Origin of the sequence: Nocardia sp. NPDC056541, from assembly GCF_042794235.1 — a bacterium.
Taxonomy (GTDB): Bacteria; Actinomycetota; Actinomycetes; order Mycobacteriales; family Mycobacteriaceae; genus Nocardia.
Genome location: NZ_JBHTUD010000010.1, coordinates 264,038 through 286,287, shown reverse-complemented (window position 1 = coordinate 286,287; position 22,250 = coordinate 264,038). Strand labels below are relative to the sequence as shown.

At 68.8% G+C, this 22,250-nt stretch carries 20 protein-coding genes; 4 read left to right on the top strand and 16 right to left on the bottom strand.

The genetic code is table 11. The features are described from left to right. Positions 1-361 precede the first annotated feature (361 nt). From ACFQ9R_RS20055 to ACFQ9R_RS20045, 3 genes are all read right to left on the bottom strand, one after another. Positions 362-2,635, bottom strand: coding sequence for a polyribonucleotide nucleotidyltransferase (locus tag ACFQ9R_RS20055; protein ID WP_378992359.1), 2,274 nt, complete (start codon positions 2,633-2,635; stop codon positions 362-364). Between the two features lie 375 nt (positions 2,636-3,010). After that, positions 3,011-3,280, bottom strand: coding sequence for a 30S ribosomal protein S15 (gene rpsO, locus ACFQ9R_RS20050; RefSeq protein ID WP_056811493.1), 270 nt, complete (start codon positions 3,278-3,280; stop codon positions 3,011-3,013). A gap of 127 nt (positions 3,281-3,407) precedes the next feature. After that, positions 3,408-4,376 (bottom strand): bifunctional riboflavin kinase/FAD synthetase, encoded by a 969-nt coding sequence (locus tag ACFQ9R_RS20045; protein WP_378992358.1) that lies wholly within the window; start codon positions 4,374-4,376, stop codon positions 3,408-3,410. A gap of 102 nt (positions 4,377-4,478) precedes the next feature. Between ACFQ9R_RS20045 and ACFQ9R_RS20040 the strand changes: the two genes are divergently transcribed. After that, positions 4,479-5,240 (top strand): metal-dependent transcriptional regulator, encoded by a 762-nt coding sequence (locus ACFQ9R_RS20040; RefSeq protein ID WP_378992357.1) that lies wholly within the window; start codon positions 4,479-4,481, stop codon positions 5,238-5,240. Between the two features lie 7 nt (positions 5,241-5,247). Here ACFQ9R_RS20040 and ACFQ9R_RS20035 read toward each other — a convergent pair whose 3' ends face one another. The 3 genes from ACFQ9R_RS20035 to ACFQ9R_RS20025 all read right to left on the bottom strand — a co-directional run bounded on the left by ACFQ9R_RS20035 (position 5,248) and on the right by ACFQ9R_RS20025 (position 7,849). Further along, entirely contained in the window at positions 5,248-6,078 is an 831-nt protein-coding gene (locus ACFQ9R_RS20035) for a hypothetical protein (protein ID WP_378992355.1), read from the bottom strand. 121 nt (positions 6,079-6,199) lie between these two features. After that, the gene (locus ACFQ9R_RS20030; protein WP_378992353.1) at positions 6,200-6,622 is read right to left on the bottom strand and encodes an EF-hand domain-containing protein; all 423 of its coding nucleotides are present in this window, start codon (positions 6,620-6,622) and stop codon (positions 6,200-6,202) included. A gap of 111 nt (positions 6,623-6,733) precedes the next feature. Then, positions 6,734-7,849: a LuxR C-terminal-related transcriptional regulator gene (locus tag ACFQ9R_RS20025; protein ID WP_378992351.1), complete on the bottom strand. Its 1,116-nt coding sequence runs from the start codon at positions 7,847-7,849 to the stop codon at positions 6,734-6,736. Between the two features lie 225 nt (positions 7,850-8,074). Here ACFQ9R_RS20025 and ACFQ9R_RS20020 point away from each other — a divergent pair, with 225 nt between their 5' ends. After that, positions 8,075-9,559: an FAD/NAD(P)-binding protein gene (locus ACFQ9R_RS20020; protein WP_378992350.1), complete on the top strand. Its 1,485-nt coding sequence runs from the start codon at positions 8,075-8,077 to the stop codon at positions 9,557-9,559. An 81-nt stretch (positions 9,560-9,640) separates the two neighbouring features. Here the strand turns inward: ACFQ9R_RS20020 and truB are convergent, their stop codons facing one another. From truB to ACFQ9R_RS20000, 4 genes are all read right to left on the bottom strand, one after another. After that, entirely contained in the window at positions 9,641-10,573 is a 933-nt protein-coding gene (truB, locus tag ACFQ9R_RS20015) for a tRNA pseudouridine(55) synthase TruB (protein WP_378992348.1), read from the bottom strand. After that, positions 10,573-11,244, bottom strand: coding sequence for a 4'-phosphopantetheinyl transferase Npt (gene npt, locus ACFQ9R_RS20010; protein ID WP_378992346.1), 672 nt, complete (start codon positions 11,242-11,244; stop codon positions 10,573-10,575). The genes truB and npt overlap by 1 nt, the downstream gene beginning before the upstream one ends. A 156-nt stretch (positions 11,245-11,400) precedes the next feature. Continuing rightward, the gene (locus ACFQ9R_RS20005) at positions 11,401-12,357 is read right to left on the bottom strand and encodes a metallophosphoesterase family protein (protein ID WP_378992344.1); all 957 of its coding nucleotides are present in this window, start codon (positions 12,355-12,357) and stop codon (positions 11,401-11,403) included. 42 nt (positions 12,358-12,399) lie between these two features. Further along, positions 12,400-12,702 carry an ArsR/SmtB family transcription factor gene (locus ACFQ9R_RS20000; RefSeq protein WP_378626527.1) on the bottom strand — a complete coding sequence of 101 codons (303 nt, stop codon included), beginning with the start codon at positions 12,700-12,702 and terminating at the stop codon, positions 12,400-12,402. Positions 12,703-12,791: 89 nt separating this feature from the next. Between ACFQ9R_RS20000 and ACFQ9R_RS19995 the strand changes: the two genes are divergently transcribed. Next, complete coding sequence (locus ACFQ9R_RS19995; RefSeq protein WP_378992342.1) at positions 12,792-13,100, top strand: putative quinol monooxygenase; 309 nt, start codon at positions 12,792-12,794, stop codon at positions 13,098-13,100. Positions 13,101-13,117: 17 nt separating this feature from the next. Here the strand turns inward: ACFQ9R_RS19995 and ACFQ9R_RS19990 are convergent, their stop codons facing one another. Continuing rightward, a complete protein-coding gene (locus ACFQ9R_RS19990) occupies positions 13,118-14,263 on the bottom strand; it encodes a lipase family protein (RefSeq protein ID WP_378992341.1) in 1,146 nt (381 codons plus the stop codon). Positions 14,264-14,383: 120 nt separating this feature from the next. Continuing rightward, positions 14,384-15,724 carry an MATE family efflux transporter gene (locus ACFQ9R_RS19985; protein ID WP_378992340.1) on the bottom strand — a complete coding sequence of 447 codons (1,341 nt, stop codon included), beginning with the start codon at positions 15,722-15,724 and terminating at the stop codon, positions 14,384-14,386. A gap of 369 nt (positions 15,725-16,093) precedes the next feature. Here ACFQ9R_RS19985 and ACFQ9R_RS19980 point away from each other — a divergent pair, with 369 nt between their 5' ends. Continuing rightward, on the top strand, positions 16,094-17,260 hold the full coding sequence (locus tag ACFQ9R_RS19980) for an MFS transporter (protein ID WP_378992339.1): 1,167 nt from the start codon (positions 16,094-16,096) through the stop codon (positions 17,258-17,260). A 1-nt stretch (position 17,261) separates the two neighbouring features. On the opposite strand, the gene ACFQ9R_RS19975 is transcribed toward ACFQ9R_RS19980, so the two are convergent. The 4 genes from ACFQ9R_RS19975 to infB all read right to left on the bottom strand — a co-directional run bounded on the left by ACFQ9R_RS19975 (position 17,262) and on the right by infB (position 22,243). Continuing rightward, positions 17,262-18,260 (bottom strand): bifunctional oligoribonuclease/PAP phosphatase NrnA, encoded by a 999-nt coding sequence (locus ACFQ9R_RS19975; protein ID WP_378992337.1) that lies wholly within the window; start codon positions 18,258-18,260, stop codon positions 17,262-17,264. Between the two features lie 119 nt (positions 18,261-18,379). Further along, on the bottom strand, positions 18,380-18,826 hold the full coding sequence (gene rbfA, locus ACFQ9R_RS19970) for a 30S ribosome-binding factor RbfA (RefSeq protein WP_378626520.1): 447 nt from the start codon (positions 18,824-18,826) through the stop codon (positions 18,380-18,382). Positions 18,827-18,838: 12 nt separating this feature from the next. Continuing rightward, on the bottom strand, positions 18,839-19,132 hold the full coding sequence (locus ACFQ9R_RS19965; protein WP_378628258.1) for a DUF503 domain-containing protein: 294 nt from the start codon (positions 19,130-19,132) through the stop codon (positions 18,839-18,841). Positions 19,133-19,225: 93 nt separating this feature from the next. After that, the gene (gene infB, locus ACFQ9R_RS19960) at positions 19,226-22,243 is read right to left on the bottom strand and encodes a translation initiation factor IF-2 (RefSeq protein ID WP_378992336.1); all 3,018 of its coding nucleotides are present in this window, start codon (positions 22,241-22,243) and stop codon (positions 19,226-19,228) included. Between the last annotated feature and the right edge of the window lie 7 nt (positions 22,244-22,250).

Here is a 22,250-nt window from a genome sequence, read left to right as displayed (position 1 = left end):
CCATCGTCAACCCCGACACCTGAAACACGCGTCCGAACACGAGGAGAAGCGTATTCGTTTCAATAATAAACCGGACCAGATTCAGTCAAAATCACGGCGGGGCGACACACTTTCCGGCGCTGAGAAACGGTCCAGCGATCCGACCGCGTACGCCGAGCCGACAGCGGTCGGCACTGCGCTCCGAGTGGGCGGCAGCACGGCTGTCGGCACAGATTCTTACTGTGTCCAGCCACACTAGGCGACGCAACGTTGCATCACCGTTGCATCTTCGTGACCCAGGTCACGAACCTGCCAGAGCCCGGAAACGACAAAACCCCCGCCGTGCAACGGCGGGGGTTTCGGCAGTCAGCAGCAGTAACGCCTACTCGGCGTCGGTGTTCTCCTCGACAGCGGCCGGCTCAGCGGCAGCGGCCTCGTCCTCGACCGGGACGAGCGAGATCTTGCCGCGGTTGTCGATATCGGCGATCTCCACACGCAGCTTGTCGCCGACGTTGACCACGTCTTCGACCTTGGCCACGCGCTTGCCGTTGCCCAGCTTGGAGATGTGCACCAGACCGTCGCGGCCCGGCAGGAGCGACACGAACGCACCGAAGGCGGTGGTCTTGACGACCGTGCCCAGGAAACGCTCGCCGACCTTGGGCAGCTGCGGGTTGGCGATGGCGTTGATCAGGTCGATCGCGGCCTGGGCCGACGGCCCATCGGTCGCACCGACGAACACGGTGCCGTCATCTTCGATGGAGATGTTGGCGCCGGTTTCCTCGGTGATCTGGTTGATCATCTTGCCCTTGGGCCCGATGACCTCGCCGATCTTGTCGACCGGGATCTTGATGGCCGTCACGCGCGGGGCGTAGGGGCTCATCTCGTCGGGGTCGGTGATGGCCTCGGCCATCACGTCCAGGATGGTGGTGCGGGCGTCGTGCGCCTGGTTCAGCGCACCGGCCAGCACCTGCGAGGGGATGCCGTCGAGCTTGGTGTCCAGCTGCAGGGCGGTGACGAAGTCACGGGTACCGGCAACCTTGAAGTCCATGTCGCCGAAGGCATCCTCGGCGCCGAGGATGTCGGTAAGCGCGACGTAGCGGACCTCGTCCTCACCCTTGTCGTTGGTGATGGTGTCGGAGACCAGGCCCATGGCGATACCCGCGACCGGCGCCTTCAGCGGCACACCGGCGTTGAGCAGCGACAGGGTCGAGGCACAGACCGAACCCATCGAGGTGGAGCCGTTGGAGCTCAGCGCCTCCGAGACCTGACGGATGGCGTAGGGGAACTCCTCCTGCGAGGGCAGCACCGGCATCAGCGCACGCTCGGCGAGCGCGCCGTGGCCGATCTCGCGACGCTTCGGCGAACCGACGCGACCGGTCTCGCCGGTGGAGAACGGCGGGAAGTTGTAGTGGTGCATGTAGCGCTTGGAGGTCTCCGGGCCGAGCGAGTCGACCTGCTGCGCCATCTTCACCATGTCGAGGGTGGTGACGCCCATGATCTGGGTCTCGCCACGCTCGAAGATCGCCGAACCGTGGGCGCGCGGGATCACGTCGACCTCGGCGGAGAGCTGACGGATGTCGGCCAGGCCGCGGCCGTCGATGCGGAAACCGTCGGTGAGGATGCGCTGGCGGACCAGCTTCTTGGTGACCGAGCGGAACGCGGCACCCAGTTCTTTCTCGCGACCGACGAAGTCGTCACCCAGGCGGGACAGCACCTCGGCCTTGATCTCGTCGATCTTGGCTTCGCGGGCCTGCTTGTCGGCGATGCTCAGCGCCTCGTTCAGCTCGACCTTCGAGGTGCCCTCGACAGCCTCGAACACGTCCGGGCCGTACGGCGGGAAGAGCGGGAACTCCTGGGTCGGCTTGGCAGCCAGCGCGGCCAGGTCGGCCTGGGCGCGGACCAGGCGCGCGATGAACGGCTTGGCGGCTTCCAGACCCTCGGCCACCACGGCCTCGGTCGGGGCCTGCGCACCGTCTTCGATCAGTGCGATGACCTTGTCGGTGGCCTCGGCCTCGACCATCATGATGGCGACGTCGCCGGTGTCGGTGACGCGGCCCGCGACGACCATGTCGAACACAGCGCCTTCGAGCTGCTCGACGGTCGGGAACGCGACCCACTGGCCACCGATGAGGGCAACGCGGACGCCACCGATCGGGCCGGAGAACGGGATGCCCGAGAGCTGAGTCGACGCCGAGGCGGCGTTGATGGCCACCACGTCGTAGAGGTCGGCCGGGTTGAGGCTCAGGACCGTGACGACGACCTGGATCTCGTTGCGCAGACCGTCGATGAAGGTCGGGCGCAGCGGCCGGTCGATCAGGCGGCAGGTCAGGATCGCGTCGGTGGAGGGGCGGCCCTCGCGACGGAAGAACGAGCCGGGGATGCGACCCGCGGCGTACATGCGCTCTTCGACATCGACCGTCAGCGGGAAGAAGTCGAACTGGTCCTTGGGGTACTTACCGGCGGTGGTCGCCGACAGCAGCATGGTCTCGTCGTCCAGGTAGGCGGCGACGGAACCCGCGGCCTGCTTGGCCAGACGGCCGGTCTCGAAGCGGATGGTGCGGGTGCCGAAGCTACCGTTGTCGATCAGCGCGACCGACTCGAAAACTCCGGGCTCGACCTCGACCGCAGTCGAAGGGCGTTCAGTTGTCTGCGTCATATTCTCTTCTCTCGACCTCTCGTCTCGCTGGAGCGCAGCACCATGTGGGCGCGAACCAGCTATTCGTCAGCCGTACCGGACACGGACACGTGGAAACCCTCCTGGCTGCCACGCGCAGCACCCGGCCGGATCCCCTTGGAAGCGGCGACGCGGAGGCGGTCATCGATCGAAGCCCGACGGCGGCGGGAAACGCCTGCCGAAAGGCCACTACCGAAGACCGACGCCACGCGGACGGGTACATACGGCTGTCACATGTTGTAGTGCAGCCGGGAACCCGATGGTCCCCGAATACACGAATAGCCAACGAGAAGAAGTGTACTTCTTCCCGTTGGCCAGGTGTCGACCGCCTCGACGAGGAGGCGTGTCCGATTCAGATCAGCGACGCAGACCCAGGCGCTCGATGAGCGAACGGTAGCGGTTGATGTCGTTGGCCTGCAGGTACTTCGACAGGCGGCGACGACGACCGATCAGGGCCAGCAGGCCGTGCCGGGTGTGGTGATCGTGCTTGTGCTGCTTCAGGTGCTCGGTCAGGTCCGAGATCCGCTTCGACAGCAGCGCGATCTGCGCCTCCGGCGAGCCGGTGTCGGTGGGGTGCAGGCCGTATTCGGCGAGAATTGCCGACTTCTGCTCAGTGGTCAGCGCCATGTGGCTCGACTCCTATTTTTCAGTTCCGCGCTCGAAGGTCCGGTTACCCGGGATGGGCGCCACCGCGGACCGCAGCAAACCCGAGGAGCCACTCTACTCGACACGTAACGGCCAGGGTAATTCGGGCTCAGGCGTCGGCGGCGGTGAGGACCTTGCGCGCGGCCTCGACGTCGCGGCCCATGGCCTCGACCAGATCGTCGATGGAGTCGAACTTGCGCATTCCGCGTAGTTGTTCGACGAAATCGACACCGACGTGCTGGCCGTAGAGATCGGCCTCGCCGTCGAGGACGAATGCCTCGACGGTCCGTGAGCGACCCGAGAACGTGGGGTTGGTGCCGACCGAGATCGCGGCCATCGCGCGCTCGCCGGGTGCGGCGTCACCGATGGCCGGGCCCGCCCCGAGCACGGTGAACCACCCCGCGTACACCCCGTCGGCCGGGATCGCGGCGTGCATCGGCGGGGCGACGTTGGCGGTCGGGAAACCCAGCCCGCGCCCGCGCCCGTCGCCGTGCACGACGACGCCCTCGACGCGATGTGGCCGCCCCAGCGCCTCGGCGGCCGCGGCCATGTCGCCCGCGTCGACACAGGCCCGGATGTAGGTGGAGGAGAAAGTGACAGCGTGTTCGCCCAGCAGGGTCACCCCGTCGACCTCGAAGCCGAACCGCTCGCCGAGTTCGCGCATCGTGTCGACGGTGCCCGCGGCCTTCTTACCGAAGGTGAAATTGTCGCCGACCACGACCTCGGTGACGTGCAGACGTTCGACCAGCAGGTCGTGTACGTATTCCGACGGGGTGAGCTTCATGAAGTCCTGGGTGAACGGCATCACGCAGAACACGTCGATCCCGAGCTCCTCGGCCAGCTCCGCGCGGCGGGTCAGCGTGGTGAGCTGCGCGGGGTGCGAACCGGGTCGCACCACCTCCATCGGGTGCGGATCGAAGGTCATCAGAACCGAGCGCACGCCACGCTTCTCCGCCGCGGCGACCGCGCGGCTGATCAGCTGCGCGTGCCCCCGATGTACCCCGTCGAACACGCCGATCGTGAGAACGCAACGCCCCCAGTCCGCGGGCACGTCGTCGAGACTTCGCCATCTCTGCACAGAGCGAAGCCTACGCAAAGCGGTGCCCGAACAGAATTCCGGTGTGCGGCGGATCGCCGGTGCGCGGCGTGCCGGTTCGCCGATGTGTCATTCGGGCCAGGGATGCCTAACATTGGTGATGTGCCAGCTAAACGAGATGTCGCGACCCGCAGCGCGCTGACGCAACCCGCCGAGCAGGCCGAACTCGCCGCCACGATCGCGCCCGAACTGTCGGCGGTGGCACAGGATTATCTGAAGGTCATCTGGACCGCTCAGGAGTGGTCGCAAGAGAAGGTGTCGACCAAGTTACTGGCCGAGCGGATCGGCGTGTCGGCCTCGACGGTGTCGGAGGCGGTGCGCAAGCTCACCGATCAGGGCCTGGTCGAGCACGCCCGCTACGGCGCGATCACCCTGACCGAACACGGCCGTCGCGCCGCGGTCGCGATGGTGCGCCGTCACCGGCTGATCGAGACCTTCCTGGTGAACGAACTCGGCTACGGCTGGGACGAAGTGCACGACGAGGCCGAGGTACTCGAACACGCCGTCTCCGACCTGCTCATGTCCCGCATCGACGCGAAACTCGGCCACCCCGACCGCGACCCGCACGGCGACCCCATCCCCTCCACCGACGGCGCCGTCCCCACTCCCCCCGCCCGTCAGCTCAGCGACTTCGCCGCGGGCGAATCCGGCCGGGTGGCCCGCATCTCCGACTCCGACCCCGCGATGCTGCGCTATTTCGACTCGGTCGGTATCGCGCTCGACACCACCATCGAAGTCGCCGAACGCCGCGATTTCGCCGGCACCATCGCCGTCCACATCGCCTCGGCCGAAGCCCCCACCGAACTCGGAACTCTTGCCGCCGAAGCGATTTGGCTCACCACATAGTCCTGGATCAGCAGTTGAAGTAGGTACGGAGGCGGTCCGGAACGCCATCGGCGACGGCGCTGGACCAACAGATGTCGTGGGGGAACCGGACATAGGTGGACCAGGTTCCCGACGTGCGGGTGATGACGCGCTGGTTGTCGCCGGGTGTCTCCCAGCGGATGACACCCCACTGCCCGTCGCAGTCGGCGATGGTGGCGACGGGTCCCGGATCGACACCGAGTTCGGTTTCGATGGTGGATTCGGCGCAGGCCGGGGCGGGTTCGGGTGGGGTGTCCTGGAAGCGCAGCTGACCGGTGGCCGTGCCGCCGGGGGTGACCAGGAACAGCGAGTGCATACCCTCGGGGACCGGGTTCGTCCCGGCGGGCGCGGTCATCCCGAAGCGGTAGCAACCGATTTCGGTGGCGAAGGCCGCCCGGCCCTGCTCGTCGGTGACACCGTCGCGGCGCAGCGTTTCCACCGTCTCGCCGACGGGGATGTCGTTGCTCGCCGGATCACACGGCTGCTGCAGCGACAGGTACACCGGCACACCAGGAACGGGGATCCCGGACAGTGTCACGGTGCGCAGCACCACGGTGCCGGTCGCGAGTTCGGGCGGTCTCGCGGTCTTCGCCGGGGCAGTGGAGGCACCCACGGAATTCGAGGAGCCCGCGCCAGGGCGACCGGCGGGCGTGACTGCGGGAGCGGGGCTGGGCGTGGCGACCGAGATCGGCGCAGTGCGAGTGGTGGTCGGACGCGCCGAGCTCGATCCCGGTGCCTGCGGATCGACGCCGCCACAGCCCGCGAGCACCATCGTCACCCCGGCGACGGCACCGATCCAGATCTTCCTGATCGCAGCCATGGTCTACCCCTCCGACGCGAAAGCCATACATCCTCGCTATCGCCCGTTCCGAGCAGGGTGTTATCCGCCGTCCAGTACCCCTGACTACCGGTGCGGCCGCCGACCGGGGAAGGCGGCACCTTCAGCGCGACAGGAAATCCAGCAGCACCCGGAATTCGGGCAGCGAGAGGTAGCCGTCGCCGTCTTGATCGGCGGCCGCGAGCAGGTCGGCGGCCGGTTCGTCGATGCGCCCCGCACCCACGTGGCGGATCAACGATTCCAGCTCGGCCACCGAGATCCGGCCGTCACCGTTGGTGTCGAAGACCCGGAACGCCGCATCGGCGTCGGTGACCTCGATCCGCCCCGCGACGACGGCGGCGTCGAATTCGGCACGGGAGACGAGAAAATCGCCGTTGGTATCCGCGGCGGCGACCATCCGCTCGACGGCCTCCCGGTCGACTTCGATTCCCGCCGAACGAATTCCGTCGGCGATATCGTCCACCGACACCAGTCCGTCACCGTCGCGATCCCACAGTGTGAACGTGTCGACCGACTCTGCACTCATCTCACGATCCCTCTTCCACCCCGGCCACCGGCCGGTTTACGCCACTCTACGGATTCGCCGGAGTGGGTGCGGCGCACAGGGAGTCGGCCCAGCGGTCCGCGAGATCGCCGCTCAGCCGGCGCGTCCGTCGAGGACCCGCAGTGTGACCGATTCGGCCGCCGGTTGCCGGTATTCGGTGAACAGGGCCGCGACGAGCTCGCCACGGCTGGTGACACCCGTCTTGTCGAAGACGGACTTCACGTGGTCGCGCACGGTGTGGGCGGAGACGAGCAGCTGCCGGGCGATGGCGGCGGTGGACAGTCCCGCCGCGATGAGTTCGGTGACCTCCAGTTCGCGGCGGGTCAGTTCATAGGCGGCGACGACGAGCGCCGCGACGTCCGAGGGCGTCGCGTGTTCGATCACCAGCGCCGTCGTAGTCGGTTCGCCGTTCGCGTCACGCAGACACGAGGCGTGGCAGACGAGCCACTGCCCGGTCAGGGTGCGAATGCGGATGCGAGCGCTGTCTCCGGTGAGCCGCGCACGCCCCGCGGTGCTGAGAATCCAGACCGGCAAGGGCAATTCGAGTCCGGCGCCGGTCGTGGTGGACGGGCCAGGCGGCATCCGCGCGAGCAGCTCGCGGGCCTCGTCGTTCACCGAGAGCAGCGCGCCGTCCGCGCCGAACAGCAGCAGGCCGGGTGCGTGGACGCCGCGCGAGCCCGTGGTCGCCGGTCGGGCGAAGCCGCGCAGGCGTCGGGCCATGGGGGCCGACAACACGTGCAGCACCGCCACATCGGCGGCTGCGAAGGCCTGTCTGCCGCGTTCCCGGAACAAGCTCACCTGCCCCCAACCCTGACCGTCCACGCGCAGCACGGCCCGCAGTTCGTCACCGAATCCGCGGGGCCGCATGAAGCTTCGATACAGCGGGCTCAGTGTCGGCCGGTCGCCCGTCACCGCGCGCAAACCGGCCACCGGCACCTGCGCCACGGCCAGATCGCGGAACAGGTTGACGTGCTCCGCGAAAAGCTCTGACTCCCAGTAGGTCCCGCAGCCGCCTTCGTGCAGGTTCTCCACCCGCACCGGCGCGGTCGTCAGCCCGTTGACCGGATCGGTGGCCACCCACACCGCGGCGTCGAACCCCACGGACCGGCGCAACCGGGTGGAAGTCCGCTCGAACAGCTCGTGCGCATCCGGCGCCGCGTCGATCCCGCGGAGCAAGGCGGTCATGGCAGGCGAAGCCGGGGCGGTCATGTGCCCATTGTCGTCGCGGTCAATGTTCGGGACCATCCCGCGATCGAGGGGGTGCCCGTCGATCGCGCACCGCCGCGGCCCCGCGTCACCCGGTGAGCCGTATCCCGCACATGCGGGATTTCGCGGCGGCACCGGCGCGAGCACGCTGATCACAGAGCGGGCACGACGTCGTGCTCGCCATCGAATGAGAGTGCGCGGCAACGCCCTCCGAGGACAGGAGTCGACATGCGAATCGGGATCATCGGTGCGGGAGTGGCCGCGGTCGGGTTGCTCGACGCGCTCGCGGGTGCCGACGGGGCACCGGGCACGATCACCGTGTTCGAGGGGTCCGCGGCGCTGTGGCGTGGGCGAGCCTATCAGCGCGATGTGCCCGCGGTGCGCGTGAACGCCCCGCCCGCGTTGATGTCCGCGCGGGCGATCGATCGTGGGCATTTCCAGGACTGGCTCGCCCCGCGACCGGACGCGGTGCGCTTCCTCGACCCCGGGTTGGGACAGCCGATCGTGCCGCGCGCGATGTACGGCGAGTACCTGGAACAGTCGGCGCGGGCGTCGATCGACCGGTTGCGTCACGACGGATGGCGGGTCGACGTGGTGAACGACCGGGTCACCGGCGTCGCGCAGCAACAGCCGGTGGTACTGCGCACCGAGGGCGGTGTCAGGTATCCGGTGGATCGCGTGGTGCTCTGCGTCGGCAGTGGCCGTCCCCGCGACCAGTACGGACTGACCGGGGCCCCCGGCTATGTCGACGAGCCGTATCCGCTGGCGCGCACGCTCACCGAGGTGGATCCCGAGGCTCGGGTCGCCGTGATCGGTAGCGGCCTGACCGCCGTCGACATCACGGCCGCGTTGACCGAGAACGGTCATCGAGGTCCGATCACCCTGCTGTCACGCAGCGGGATCCTGCCGTTCGTCCAGCAACGTCCACGACCACTGTCACCGCGCCACCTCACCCCGGCCGCCGCACTGGACCTCGCGGCGGGCGGGGCGGTCGAGTTCACCGCGGTGGCCGCGCTCCTGCGTGCCGAATTGACCGGCCTGGGTGAGGATTTCGACGAGTTCGCCGCCGAGATCCGCGCCACCGGCGCCGAGGACCCGGTGCTTCGCCTGCGCCGCCAGCTCGCCGATGTCGACTCCACCCTGCTGGGTCGACGCCTGCTCACGATGGCGATCCGCACGATGGGCCCGATCCTGTGGCCTGCCCTGACCGACGCCGACCGGATGAGGTTGCGGACCGATCACTACCGCACGATCAGCAGCCTCAGCTCGCCGATGGTCCCGCACAACGCGGAAATCCTGCTGCGCCTGCTGGATTCGGGTCAGGTGCGGTTGCGCACCGGACTCACTGCGATCGCGGCGGACGACACCGGGTTCACCCTGACCGGCGAATCCACCGGGACGGCCGACATCGTGATCAACGCTGTCAACCCACCCGCCTACGTCACCCCGCAGGACACCGAGACGCTGATGACACACCTGCTCGACAGCGGCACAGCGCAAGTCGCGCCCACCGGTGGTCTCCGCGCCGAACCACGCACCCGTGCGCTGCGTGCCGGCACCTGGCACGTCCTCGGCAACCTGGCGGCGGATTCGATGTTCATCGCCACCAACCCACCCGGCCTCGCCGCGGAAGCGGCACAGCTGGCCGAGCACCTGACGAAGGAATCCGGGCTACCGGAATTCCGGTACGAGGCACTTCCCGTGAGCAGCTGACCTCTGCCCGGCGGGGCGGTTTCGGGCTCGGGCGCCCGCCTCACCCGGCCACGAGACGGGCATCGAACGACAACGAGCTCGTCAGTCGCCGATTCCCCTCGGCCGCACCACCATCACCGAGCCCGCGCGTTTGCCGCTCTCCTCCAGGAGTGCGATGGCCCGGCCCCGTGGGTCGATCGCGGCGTAGACGCCCTTGATGCCGACGGGCTCGAGCCAGCGGCCGGTCCGCAGGTCGGTGGCCTGCGATTCGTCGATGTCACGGAGTGGGAAGGCGGTGCGGACGGCGGCGTCGATATCGAGGCTGAGCAGAGGCTGCTCGGCTTCGACCGCGGTCGCGAGTTGTTCGAGGGTACGGGCGTGTTCGAGCGTGAAGGGACCGACCCTGGTGCGGCGCAAGGCTGTCAGATGTCCGCCCACACCGAGGGCCGCGCCGAGGTCGCGGGCCAGGGCGCGAATGTAGGTACCGGAGGTGCATTCGACCGCGACGTCGAGATCCACGAATTCACCGTCGGCGACATCGCGACGGGCCAGGATGTCGAAGCGCGACACCGTGACCGGCCGGGCGGCCAGTTGTACCTCCTCGCCGGCGCGCACGCGCGCGTAGGCCCGTTCGCCGTCGACCTTGATGGCGCTCACCGTGGCGGGGACCTGCTCGATGTCACCGGTCAGGGCCGCGACGCCGGCCGCGATCTCGTCGTCGGTGACGTGCAGCGCGGGTGTGGTCGCGGTGACCTCACCCTCGGCGTCGTCGGTGTTCGTGGCCTGACCGAGGCGGATCGTCGCGGTGTATGCCTTGGTGGTGAGCAGCAGCTGGCCGAGGAGTTTCGTGGCCCGCTCCACCCCGAGCACCAGCACCCCGGTGGCCATCGGGTCGAGGGTGCCCGCGTGGCCGACCTTCTTGGTCTGCAACAGCTTTCGGCTGCGCGCCACCACGTCGTGGCTGGTGAGGCCGCTGTCCTTGTCGACGATCACGAGACCGCCCAGCTCGCCCACCCGCGACACTCGCGCGGCCATCAGCCGTGTGCGATCGCGGTCAGGATCAGCCCGTCGGCGATCAACCAGAGGCCGTCGAACTCGGTCAGAGCGGCGCCGCCGTCGTTCGTCAGGCCGGGCACGAGCAGCTTCGTATGAAAAGTGCCCGAGCCCGCATTGTCTGTGCGGGAGTCGATCTCGAAGGTGATGTGCGCGTCCTCGAAACCGAGCCACCGCAGCGTGAGCGGGAACCAGGCTTTGTAGGTGGCCTCCTTGGCACAGAACAGCAGCCGATCCAGATGCAGGCCCTCGCCGGGCGTGTCCGACAGCCATTCGCGTTCGGCGGGCAGACTGACCGAATCGAGCACTCCCTCGGGCAGGGTGTCGTGCGGTTCGGCGTCGATACCGACCGAGCGGAAACGCAGCGAGTGCGCCATCGCGGCGGCACGGTAGCCGTCGCAATGGGTGAGGCTGCCGACGATGCCGCGCGGGAACAGCGGCATGCCGCGTTCGCCCTTGCCGATCGCGACAGGCTGCTCACCGAGCTGTTCGAGGGCGAGGCGAGCACAGTGCCGGGCGCCGATGAAATCGCGGCGCCGCTTCTCCACGGACTTGGCGATGAGGTGCTCCTCGGCGGGATGCGCCGTGAGATCCTCCGGGAAAACCAGCAACTCCGCCGAAGCCACACTCCTCGGCAAAATCCTCTCCAGCACTGGCTTGTCCGCCTCTCCGCGTCGTGTGGCCAGACCTCGGCGCTGGTTGGGTCAGCGTTGGCGTCTGGCGGTACCGGGTGGGCGGGTTTGCTCGTGCCCGGTGAGTTGCCGATGCTCTTACGAAATCAGGCGTGGGGTTTTCGTGCAAATTCGCTGTCAGATGCCTCGCCTGCGCTCGGCCTTCTCGCGCATCTCGGCGGCTGCGGCTTCCATCTCCGGGGTGACCTTGAAGTGGCCGCCCCAGGAGTTCAGATCGCCTTCGGCGTAGACCGGGTCGGGAAGGATCTGGCGGAGCAGCGGTTCCGGCATGCCTCGGCGTTTCCATTCGCGGGGATAGCCGAGGGAGACCTCTTCGAAGCGGACGCCGTCGTAGTAGGTGGTGCGCGGGATGTGGAGGTGTCCGTAGACCGAGCAGACCACGTTGTAGCTGGTGTGCCAGTCGGCGGTCAGGTCGGTGCCGCACCACAGCGAGAACTCCGGGTAGAACAGGATGTCGGTGGGCTGGCGGACCAGGGGGAAGTGGTTGATCATCACCAACGGAGTGTCGGTGGGCAGCGCGTCGAGGCGGCGCTGGGTGTACTGGACACGGGCGTGGCACCAGGCGTCGCGGGTGAGGTACGGGTCGGGAGTCAGCAGGAACTCGTCGGTCGCCACCACATTGCGTTCTCGCGCCAGCGCCAGACCCTCCGCCTTGGTCTTCGTGCCCGCCGGTCGCCACGAGTAGTCGTAGAGCAGGAGCATCGGCGCCAGGGTGACCCGGCCGCCGTACTTCTCGGCGCCCGGACCCGTCCACACCGGGAACGGGTCCTCGGGGGTGACGACATCGAGGTCACGGCACATCGCGACGAGATAGTCGTAGCGGGCGGCGCCGTGCATCTGCACCGGATCCTTCGGCGTGGTCCACAGCTCGTGGTTGCCCGGTACCCAGATCACCTTGGCGAAGCGGCCGCGCAGCAACTCCAGCGCCCACCGCACCTCCTCGGCCTTCTCCCCCACGTCACCGGCGACGATCAGCCAGTCCTCGGGCGAATCGGGAACGATCTGCTCCACCACAGGCTTGTTGCCCTGATGCCCCACGTGCACATCGCTGACCGCCATCAACTTCGGAATCACCTGTCCACAGTGGCACACCCCGGGTGCGCGGCACCGGCGGGTTCACCCCTGCGCGTCGGCTGCCTCGGCCACCAGCAGATCGAGCAGCCCGGGAAACCGCGCGTCGAGGTCGGCCCGCCGCAGGACGACGGTGCTGCGATTGCCGTAATTCACCTGCCGGACCAGCCCCGCCTCGCGCAGCACCCGGAAGTGGTGGGTGCGGGTCGCCTTCGTCACCGGTAGGTCGAACGACGAGCAGCTGCGGTCGCCATCGGCGGGATCCAGCGCGAGCAGGGTGATCACGCGACGCCGCAGCGGATCGGCCAGCGCGCCGAGTACCGCTCCCAGCTCGAGTTCCTGGTCCACCCACCACCTCCACATAGGTACGGCTTGCGTCATACCTAACTGCCGCCTAGCGTCCTTAGGTACGTAGAACATCGTACCTAAGGAGCATCATGTCGAGCACCTACGCGCTGGTGGGGTTCGCCCACCCGAAACCCGAACGCCGCGACGACCTGCGTGAGCTGCTGCTCTCGTTCGTCGAACCGACCCGCGCCGAAGAAGGCTGCCTCGAATACCACTTCCACGTCGACAGCGACGACCCCTCGGTCTTCGTCTTCTACGAGGTATGGCGCAGCAAAGCCGACCTCGACCGCCACCTCGCCCTGCCGCACATGCAGGACTTCTGGAATTCGCGCCTGGACTACCTGACCCGCGACCTGGACATCCGCTGGATCGACATGCTCAGCCCCTATCCCCGCTGAGCCGTCCCGCTCCCGGGTCAGGCGGTGGCGAGTAAGCCGTCGACGAAAGCCAGGACCCGTTCCCGCGATTCGACGCCGACCTGTTCGTGTCCGCCCGGGTACTGCGCGAACTCGACCTGGGTGCCCGCCGATCGCATCTGCGCGAGCAGCGCGAAAGTCAGCGGCAGCGGAACCACCGTGTCGGCCGCGCCGTGGGCGATCAGCACCGGTTGGCGATAACCGACCGTGGGAACGACCATGTAGTCGCGCAGGGCCGCGCCGATGCCGTCGGCGGCCACGGGCTTCGCCAGGAGCGCGCCGATCGACGCACCGCCGACGGCCCGGTCGAAATCGTCGACACAACTGGTGGCGATCGCGTCGACCACTTCGCGGCCACGCGCGCTGAGCAGACCGTTCACATCCAGATCGGGACGGGTGGCGCGAAGCCCGGCGAGCATGCCCGCGAACGGGCCGACGAGCCGGTCCACCACGGGGAGGTTCGGGACCTCGGGACCGAGCTGGGTCAGAATCTGCTCGTAGTTGGATGCCGGCGCCAGTGCCACGGTGCCGCGGAAGTCCAGTTCGGGCGCGTAGTCGCCGGCGAGGTTGCCGGTCCCCAGTGCGGCATGTCCCCCCTGCGAACCGCCGACCACGGCCCACGTCGGCGCCAGACTCGGCTCCGCGGCCCGCGCGGCACGAACCAGGTCGATCGTGGCCGTGGCCTCGGTGCGAGTGTGCAGGTACGGGTGCACGGTGTCGGAGCCGGGCGACAGGCCGAGGTAATCCGGTGCGACCACCGCCCAGCCGCGATCGAGGAACGCTTGCAGCAGCGGGCGTTCATGCCGCGCCTTGTCGGTGGTGAGGCCGCAGTCGGGCCCGAGCCCGCTGGTCCCGTGATCCCACGCCACCACCGGATAACCACCTTCCGGGGCGGGCGAATCCGGGAGCAGCACCAGCCCTGCCGCGTTCGCGATGCCGTGCGTCGCACCCTCCGTGCGATATTCGACGATGGCTGCCCGCGACCATTCACCCCAGCCGGCAGGCTGCGCGGTGTGGGCAATCAGCTGCCCCGGCGCGACGGGCGCCGCCTGCGCCGCGGGCCCCGCGCCCACCGCGCCGATCAGCACCAGCGCCGCGGCCACCGCCACCCGGCCGGCCTGGGCAATCACATCGTGCACGGCCATTGCGCCTCCATCGTCGATCCCACTGTCCGCACTTGCGACGGTAGGCGATCGACTGTCGAGAAGCACCTTCGTACCCGTCACCAGAATCGAATCTGCTGCGTCGCAAAGGTTTCCACAGCCCTATGCGGCGCCGTGCGGGATTTCGGCGCCCACCTTGGCCCAGCGACCGGATCGCGCGCGGGCGATGACGGCCAGCAGTCGAGCCAACATGAAGACGACCAAACCGGTCCAGATTCCCGCCACGCCCCAGTCGAAGATCAGCGACAGCCAGATCAGCGGCAGGAAGCCGGTCAGGGCGGCGACGAGGGTCGCGGTGCGAAGGAAGGCGGCGTCGCCCGCGCCGAGCAGGACACCGTCGAGGGCGAACACCGCGCCGGCCACCGGGATCATGGCGACGAAGAACCACCAGATGACATGGATGCGTTCGAGGACCTGGGGGTCGTCGGTGAACAGCAGCGGGATCGCGGTCACGCCCGCGGCGAAGACGGCGGCAAGGAGCAGCGCGAAGATCTCGGACCAGACCGTCACCCGGCGCGCGATCGCCTTGGCGCCGTGGGCATTACCGGCACCGAGAGCCGCGCCGACCAGGGTCTGGGCGGCGATGGCGAGCGAGTCCAAGGTCAGGGCGAGGAAATTCCAGAGTTGCAGGACCACCTGGTGGGCGGCCACGGACGCGGCGCCGAAACGGGCGGCCACCGCGGCGGCGGAGACGAAGCAGATCTGGAACGACAGACTGCGGATGATGAGGTCGCGCCCGAGGACGAGTTGAGCGCGCATCACCGCGACGCGCGGGCGCAGCGAAACACGTTCGCGCAGCAGGGCATAGGCGAACAGGACGCCGGAGACCGATTGGCCGACGAGGTTCGCCACCGCCGAGCCGGCCAGTTCCATCCGCGGTGCGCCGAGCAGTCCGTACACCAGAACCGGACACAGCACCGCCGACAACGCCAGACCCACCACCACATAGGTCAGTGGTCGTCGCACATCCTGCACACCGCGCATCCACCCGTTGCCCGCCATCGACAGCAGGATCAACGGCACGCCGAACAGCGCGATCCGCACCCAGATCAGCGCCTCGTCGGCGATCTCCCCACCGCCGGAGAGCACCGAACACAGTGGCACCGCGAACAACTGGATCACCGCGACGATCACCAGACCGATCGCCACACCCACCCAGCTGGCCTGTACGCCCTCCTCGACAGCACCTGTCCGATCCCCCGCACCGTGTCTACGGGCCGCACGCGCGGTCGTCCCATAGGACAGGAACGTCAACTGGGTGCTCACCGACCCGAGGATCACGGCGCCGACGGCCAGCCCGGCCAGTGCCAGCGCCCCCAGCCTGCCGACCACCGCGATATCGAAGAGCAGATACAGCGGCTCGGCGACCAACACACCCAGGGTGGGCACGGCGATGCCGAGAATTCGCCGCGGCCCGACCTGGTCGACCTCATCGCCGGTCACGGCTTCGTCCCTCGGTTCAGCGGACCCCACACCGACCTCCCACGGTCACCACGAACTCATCGGACGCGCAGCCGACCTGCCGATGGTGGCACACGCCACCGACACCATCGCCCACCGCGCAGCACCACCGGAGCGATCTCGCCGATCGCCGGGCATGATCATGTTCGCGGTGGTGGCGCACCGACGCCGCCACCCACATCGCCGATCACGCCCGCCGATCGCGGACACACCTCCCGATCAGCACGAAACCGCGAGTACGAAGTGTGGACGGCAGGCAGGATGAGCGACGATACTGGTCGCCTGCCCAGCTCGGGTGGGACGATGACATACCGCGGACGCCTGGTTCGCCCGGACAACTCAGGATCGACCATGGTGTTTGTGCAGCGATGGCGGGTGATCACGGCGTTCGCCCTGGTCGGCGCGGCCACCCAGCTGGTGTGGCTCACCTACGCGCCGGTGACGACCGTGGCGGCGGAGCACTTCGGTGTGTCCGAGTCCGCGATCGGGTGGCTGGCGAACATGTTCCCGCTGCTCTATGTCGTGCTCGCCGTGCCCGCCGGAATCGCACTCGATCGCTGGTTTCGCCCCAGCCTGATCGCCGGCGCAGTTCTCACCGCGATCGGTGCGGCGCTGCGCCTGCTCGACGGCGGTTTCGCGATCGTGCTCATCGGTCAGACCGTCGTCGCCATCGCGCAACCGCTGGTGCTCAACGCCATCACCGGCATCTCGGGGCATTATCTCGACGAGAAGGACCGGCCGACCGGTATCGCGGTGGGCACCGCGAGCACCTTCGCCGGGATGGCCGCCGCGTTCGTACTCGGCGCGGCGCTGCCCGCGCAAAGCCAGCTCACCGCCCTCACCGCGATCGGCACGATCTTCGCCGCCCTGGCCGCGGTCGCACTCACCGTCGAACTGATGCGCGCGGGCACCGGACCTGCCGCGAGCACATCGACCTCGTTCGTCGCGCTCCGAGCGACCCTCGGGGACCGGTATGTGCGCAGACTCTGCGTCACCGTGTTCTTCCCCTTCGGCACGTTCGTCGCGCTGGCGACCTATGGCCAAGCGCTGCTGGAACCGTCCGGCGTGAGCGCGGACGCGGCCAGCATCGTGCTGCTGGTGAACGTCCTCGCCGGTGTCGTCGGCTGCGCGGTGATTCCGGTCGCGGTCCTGCGCCGCGGTATCGAACTCCCCGCCGTGATGGTCGGTCTCACCGCCAGCGCCGCCGCCTGTCTGCTCGTCGCCCTCGCCCCCGGCCTCGCCACCGGCTTCCTGGCCTTCGTGCTCATCGGCCTGACCCTGCTCCCCGCCCTCCCGATCGTGCTGGCCATGGCCGAACGCCACACCGGCGCCGCGGACGGCACCGCCGCGGGCCTCATCTGGATGACCGGCAATCTCGGCGGTCTCGTCGTCGCGGGCCTGACCGGCCTCCTCGTAGACCAGCCCGCCCTGGCCTTCACCCTCTGCGCCACCACCACCGTCCTCGGCGTCCCCCTGGCCCTGCGCCTGCGCCGCGAGAAGGCCGTCGCCGCGACCTAGGTCAGCCCAGTGCGGCGATCAGGGCGCGCACGACATCCTCGGCGTTGCCGTAGGTGGTGTAGCCGGCGGCGAAGCGGTGGCCGCCGCCGCCGAAAACGCCGGCGACCGCGGCGACATCGACGCCGTCGGTGCGGCCTGGGGCAGAGTCGCGGGAGCGCAGGGAAACCGTCCAGCGGTCGTTCTGGCCGCGGGCTTCCTTGAAGACGGCGGCGATGCCCGCTTCGGCAGTGGTCCGGATGACGTCGATGACGCTCTCGACCTCTTCGGGCCCCACGTCATGGGTATCGGCGGCGCGCACGAGCGCGTAGACCAGGCCGACACCGGCGGCGGCGGGCACGACCACGGCGGTGGACAGCACCTTCGACAACATCGGGAGCCAGGCGTAGGGGTGGGTGTCGAGCAGGACACGGGTGATCTCGGTGCCGTCGATGCCGGTGGCGAGCAGGCGCTCGGCCATCGCGTGGCTGCCGGACCGGGCCCAGCGGAACGAGCCGGTATCGGTGACCAGGCCCGCGAACAGGCAGTGCGCGATGGGGGCGTCGATCTCCACGCCCCACGCATCGAGGAGCCGGGTCACCAATTCGGTGGTCGAGGCCGCGGATTCGTCGATCAGGTCGACGGTGCCGAAGCCGTCGTTGGCCCGGTGATGATCGATCACCAATGTCATGGTCGCACCGGGTAATCGGTCGGCGAGAGCGCCGAGACGGCTGCGCGCGCCGCAGTCGACGACGATCAACAGGTCCACCTCGGCCGGCACCTGCGCGGGCGGCACGACCAGCTGCACGCCGGGCAGCGTGCGCAACGAAGCGGGCAGCTCAGCGGGCTCGGCGAAGGACACACACACCGGTACCTCGCGCCGGTGCAGGGCCAGCGCCAGCGCCAGCCCGCTCCCCACGGTGTCGGCATCGGGCTGCACGTGGCACAGGATCGTCACCGAGCGCGCCGCCGCCAAGGCGGCGACGGCAGTGCCCAGTTCGGTCCCGTCGCGGACGCTGGTCATCCGGCGTCCACGACGGGCACCGGTCGGCGGCCCGACAAGGCGGTGGCCACCGGGCAGGATGACGTACCCTGCGTGGTCACTCGGGCTACCGCCTGCGGGCGCTGACCGGACATGCCTGCCTACTCGTCTTCGTCGTCGCGATCGGCCTTGTACGGGTCGGCCTCGCCCGCATGCTTGGCGTTGGCGGCGACCTTGGCCACCTCGTCGTCGATGGCGCGAGCTCTCGCGAGCAACTCTTCCATCTCGCGGGCCACCTCGGGCACCTTATCGAGAGTGAAAGACAGGATCGGGGTGAACTTCACTCCGGTACCCGCGCCCACCTTGGACCGCAACACACCCTTGGCCGCGTCGAGCCCGGCGGCGGCCTCGGCGTAGTCGGGTTCGGCGTCGATGGTCTCGCCCATCACCGTGTAATAGACGTTCGCCTCGCGCAGATCCCCGGACACCTTGGCATCGGTGACGGTGACGAACCGCAGCCGCGGATCCTTGATCTCGTATTCGATCGCGGTGGCCACGATCGCGGAAATCCGCTTGGCGAGCCGGCGTGCCCTGGCTTGATCAACCATGGCTGAACCTCCCTAGTCTTCGGGTCCGAAGATCCGGCGGCGTACTGCCAGCAACTCTATCTCCGGACGCGCGGCAACGTGCCGCTCACACTTGTCGAGCACCTCGTTCAGGTGTCCCGTTTCCGCACTGACCATGGCAACCCCGAGCAGTGCCCGGCGGTGCAGGTCCTGATCTCCGGCTTCGGCGGCATTCACGCCGAAGCGCTTTCCCAGCTCGGCGAGGATCGGCCGGATCACCGACCGCTTCTCCTTGAGCGAATGCACGTCACCGAGCAGTAGATCGAATTCGAGCGCACCGATGAACAGCGGTGCTCACCTCCTGGTAGATGGGGTTCCCGCAAGACTCCACGCCGCACCCGAAGAATCGGATGCGGCGTGGATCGAGCGGTATTGCGTTGATCAGTCGCGCGGCTTTTCACGAAGCTCGTAAGCCTCGATGATGTCGCCGTCCTTGATGTCGCTGTAGGTGACGGTCATACCGCACTCGAAACCTTCGCGAACCTCAGGAGCATCGTCCTTCTCCCGCTTGAGCGAGGAGATGGTCATCGTCTCCGCGATCACTCGACCGTCACGGATCAGGCGCGCCTTGGCGTTGCGCTTGACCGAGCCCGAGGTGACCATGCAACCGGCGATGTTGCCGATCTTGGACGAACGGAAGATCGCGCGGATCTCGGCGCGGCCCAGCTCGACCTCTTCGTAGATCGGCTTGAGCATGCCCTTGAGGGCCTTCTCGATCTCGTCGATCGCCTGGTAGATCACCGAGTAGTACCGGATGTCGACGCCTTCGCGGTTGGCCAGCTCAGTGGCCTTGCCCTCCGCGCGGACGTTGAAGCCGATGATGATCGCGTTCGAGGCCGACGCCAGGTTGACGTTGGTCTCGGTGACGCCACCGACACCGCGGTCGATGACGCGCAGACGCACCTCGTCGTCGATCTCGATACCGAGCAGGGCCTCTTCGAGGGCCTCGACGGTACCGGAGTTGTCGCCCTTGAGGATCAGGTTGAGCTCCGAAGTCTCCTTCAGTGCGGCATCCAGATCTTCCAGGCTGATCCGCTTGCGGCTGCGAGCGGCCAGCGCGTTGCGCTTACGCGCATTGCGGCGATCGGCGATCTGCCGGGCGATGCGGTCTTCCTCGACCACGATCAGGTTGTCACCGGCGCCGGGCACCGAGGTGAAACCGATGACCTGGACCGGGCGCGACGGGGTCGCCGCGTGGACGTCCTCGCCGTGCTCGTCGACCATGCGACGGACGCGGCCGTAGGCGTCGCCCGCCACGATCGAGTCGCCGACGTGCAGCGTGCCGCGCTGGATGAGCACGGTGGCCACGGGGCCACGGCCGCGGTCGAGGTGCGCCTCGATGGCGACACCCTGGGCGTCCATGTCCGGGTTGGCCCGCAGGTCGAGCGAGGCATCCGCGGTCAGCAGCACGGCTTCGAGCAGCTGATCGATGTTGGTGCCCTGCTTGGCCGAGATGTTGACGAACATGGTGTCGCCGCCGTACTCCTCGGTGACCAGGCCGTACTCGGTGAGCTGCTGCTTGATCTTGTCCGGGTTCGCACCCTCTTTGTCGATCTTGTTGATCGCGACGACGATCGGCACATCAGCGGCTTGGGCGTGGTTGATCGCTTCCACCGTCTGCGGCATGACGCCGTCGTCGGCCGCGACCACGAGGATCGCGATATCGGTGGCCTTCGCACCACGAGCACGCATGGCGGTGAACGCCTCGTGACCCGGGGTGTCGATGAAGGTGATCAGACGCTCTTCCTCGTTGAGGTTGGTGAGCACCTGGTAGGCACCGATGTGCTGGGTGATGCCACCGGCCTCGCCCTCGGCGACGTTGGCCTTACGGATCGTGTCGAGCAGTCGGGTCTTACCGTGGTCGACGTGACCCATGACGGTCACGACCGGCGGACGGTGCTCGAGGTCGTCCTCGCCGCCGGCGTCTTCGCCGTAGGTGAGGTCGAACGACTGCAGCAGTTCGCGATCTTCGTCCTCGGGGCTGACCACGTGGACGACGTAGTTCATCTCGCCGCCGAGCAGCTCGAGGGTCTCGTCGTTCACCGACTGGGTCGCGGTGACCATCTCGCCGAGGTTGAACAGTGCCTGCACGAGAGCTGCGGGGTTCGCGTCGATCTTCTCGGCGAAGTCCGACAGCGATGCGCCACGGGCGAGACGGATGATCTCGCCGTTGCCGCGGGGCAGACGCACGCCACCGACGGCGGGAGCCTGCATGTTCTCGTACTCGGCGCGCTTCGCCCGCTTCGACTTACGGCCACGGCGAACTGCGCCACCGGGACGACCGAAGGCGCCTGCGGCACCACCACGGCCACCGGGACCACCGGGACGACCGCCGCCGCCACCGGGACGACCACGGAAACCACCGGCCGCGGGAGCGCCGGCACCGGGAGCGCCGGGGGTACCGCCACCGCCACCGCGGTAACCGCCACCGCCGCCGCCACCGCCGGGACGGCCTGCGCCGCCACCGCCGGGAGCGCCACCCGGACGACCCGGACGGCCACCGGCCGCGGGGCCGGGACGTGCGGAGCGTGCGGGCATGGCGCCGGGGTTCGGACGCGGAGGCATCGAACCCGGGTTGGGACGGGGACCACCGGGACGCGGGGCACCGCCCTGCGCGGCGGCCGGACGCTGACCCTGACCACCCTGACCGGGGCGGGGACCGCCCTGACCGGGAGCGGGACGCGGGCCACCCTGACCGGGAGCCGGACGGGGACCGCCCTGACCCGGAGTGGGACGCGGGCCACCCTGCGGAGCGGGACGCGGTGCCGGACGCTCACGATCGGGCGCCGAGCTGAACGGATTGTTGCCGACGCGCGGAGCCTTCGGCCCCGGCTTCGGGCCGGGACCGGCCGGACGCGGACCGGGCGCGGCAGCACCCGGCGTCGCCTGACCCGGACGGGTCTGACCTGCGGCGGGCGCCTGTGCCGGACGCGGCGCGGCGGGAGCCGGACGCGGGCCGGGCGCGGGGGCGCCTGCGGGCTTGGTGGCCGGAGCCGACTGCGCGGCGGCCGGAGCGGGGCTCGCGGGTGCCGGAGTAGCGGGCTTGGCCTCGACCGGAGCGGCCTGTTCGGGCTTCGGCGCAGCCGGCGCGGCAGCGGCTGCCGGGGCGGGAGCGGCCGGAGCCGGACGCGGACCGGGGCGAGGGCCACCGGGGGTGGGCTTGGCAGCCGGACGGGCTGCTGCTGCCGACGACGGGCCGGGACGGGCCGCCGACTTGGCATCGGCCGCCGGAGCGGACTTCGACGCCAGTGATTCGCGCAGACGACGTGCGACGGGTGCTTCCACCGTCGAGGACGCCGACTTCACGAACTCGCCTTGCTCCTTGAGCTTCGCGAGTAGTTCCTTGCTTGTGACACCGAGCTCTTTAGCCAACTCGTGCACGCGGGCCTTGCCTGCCACTGCTCTC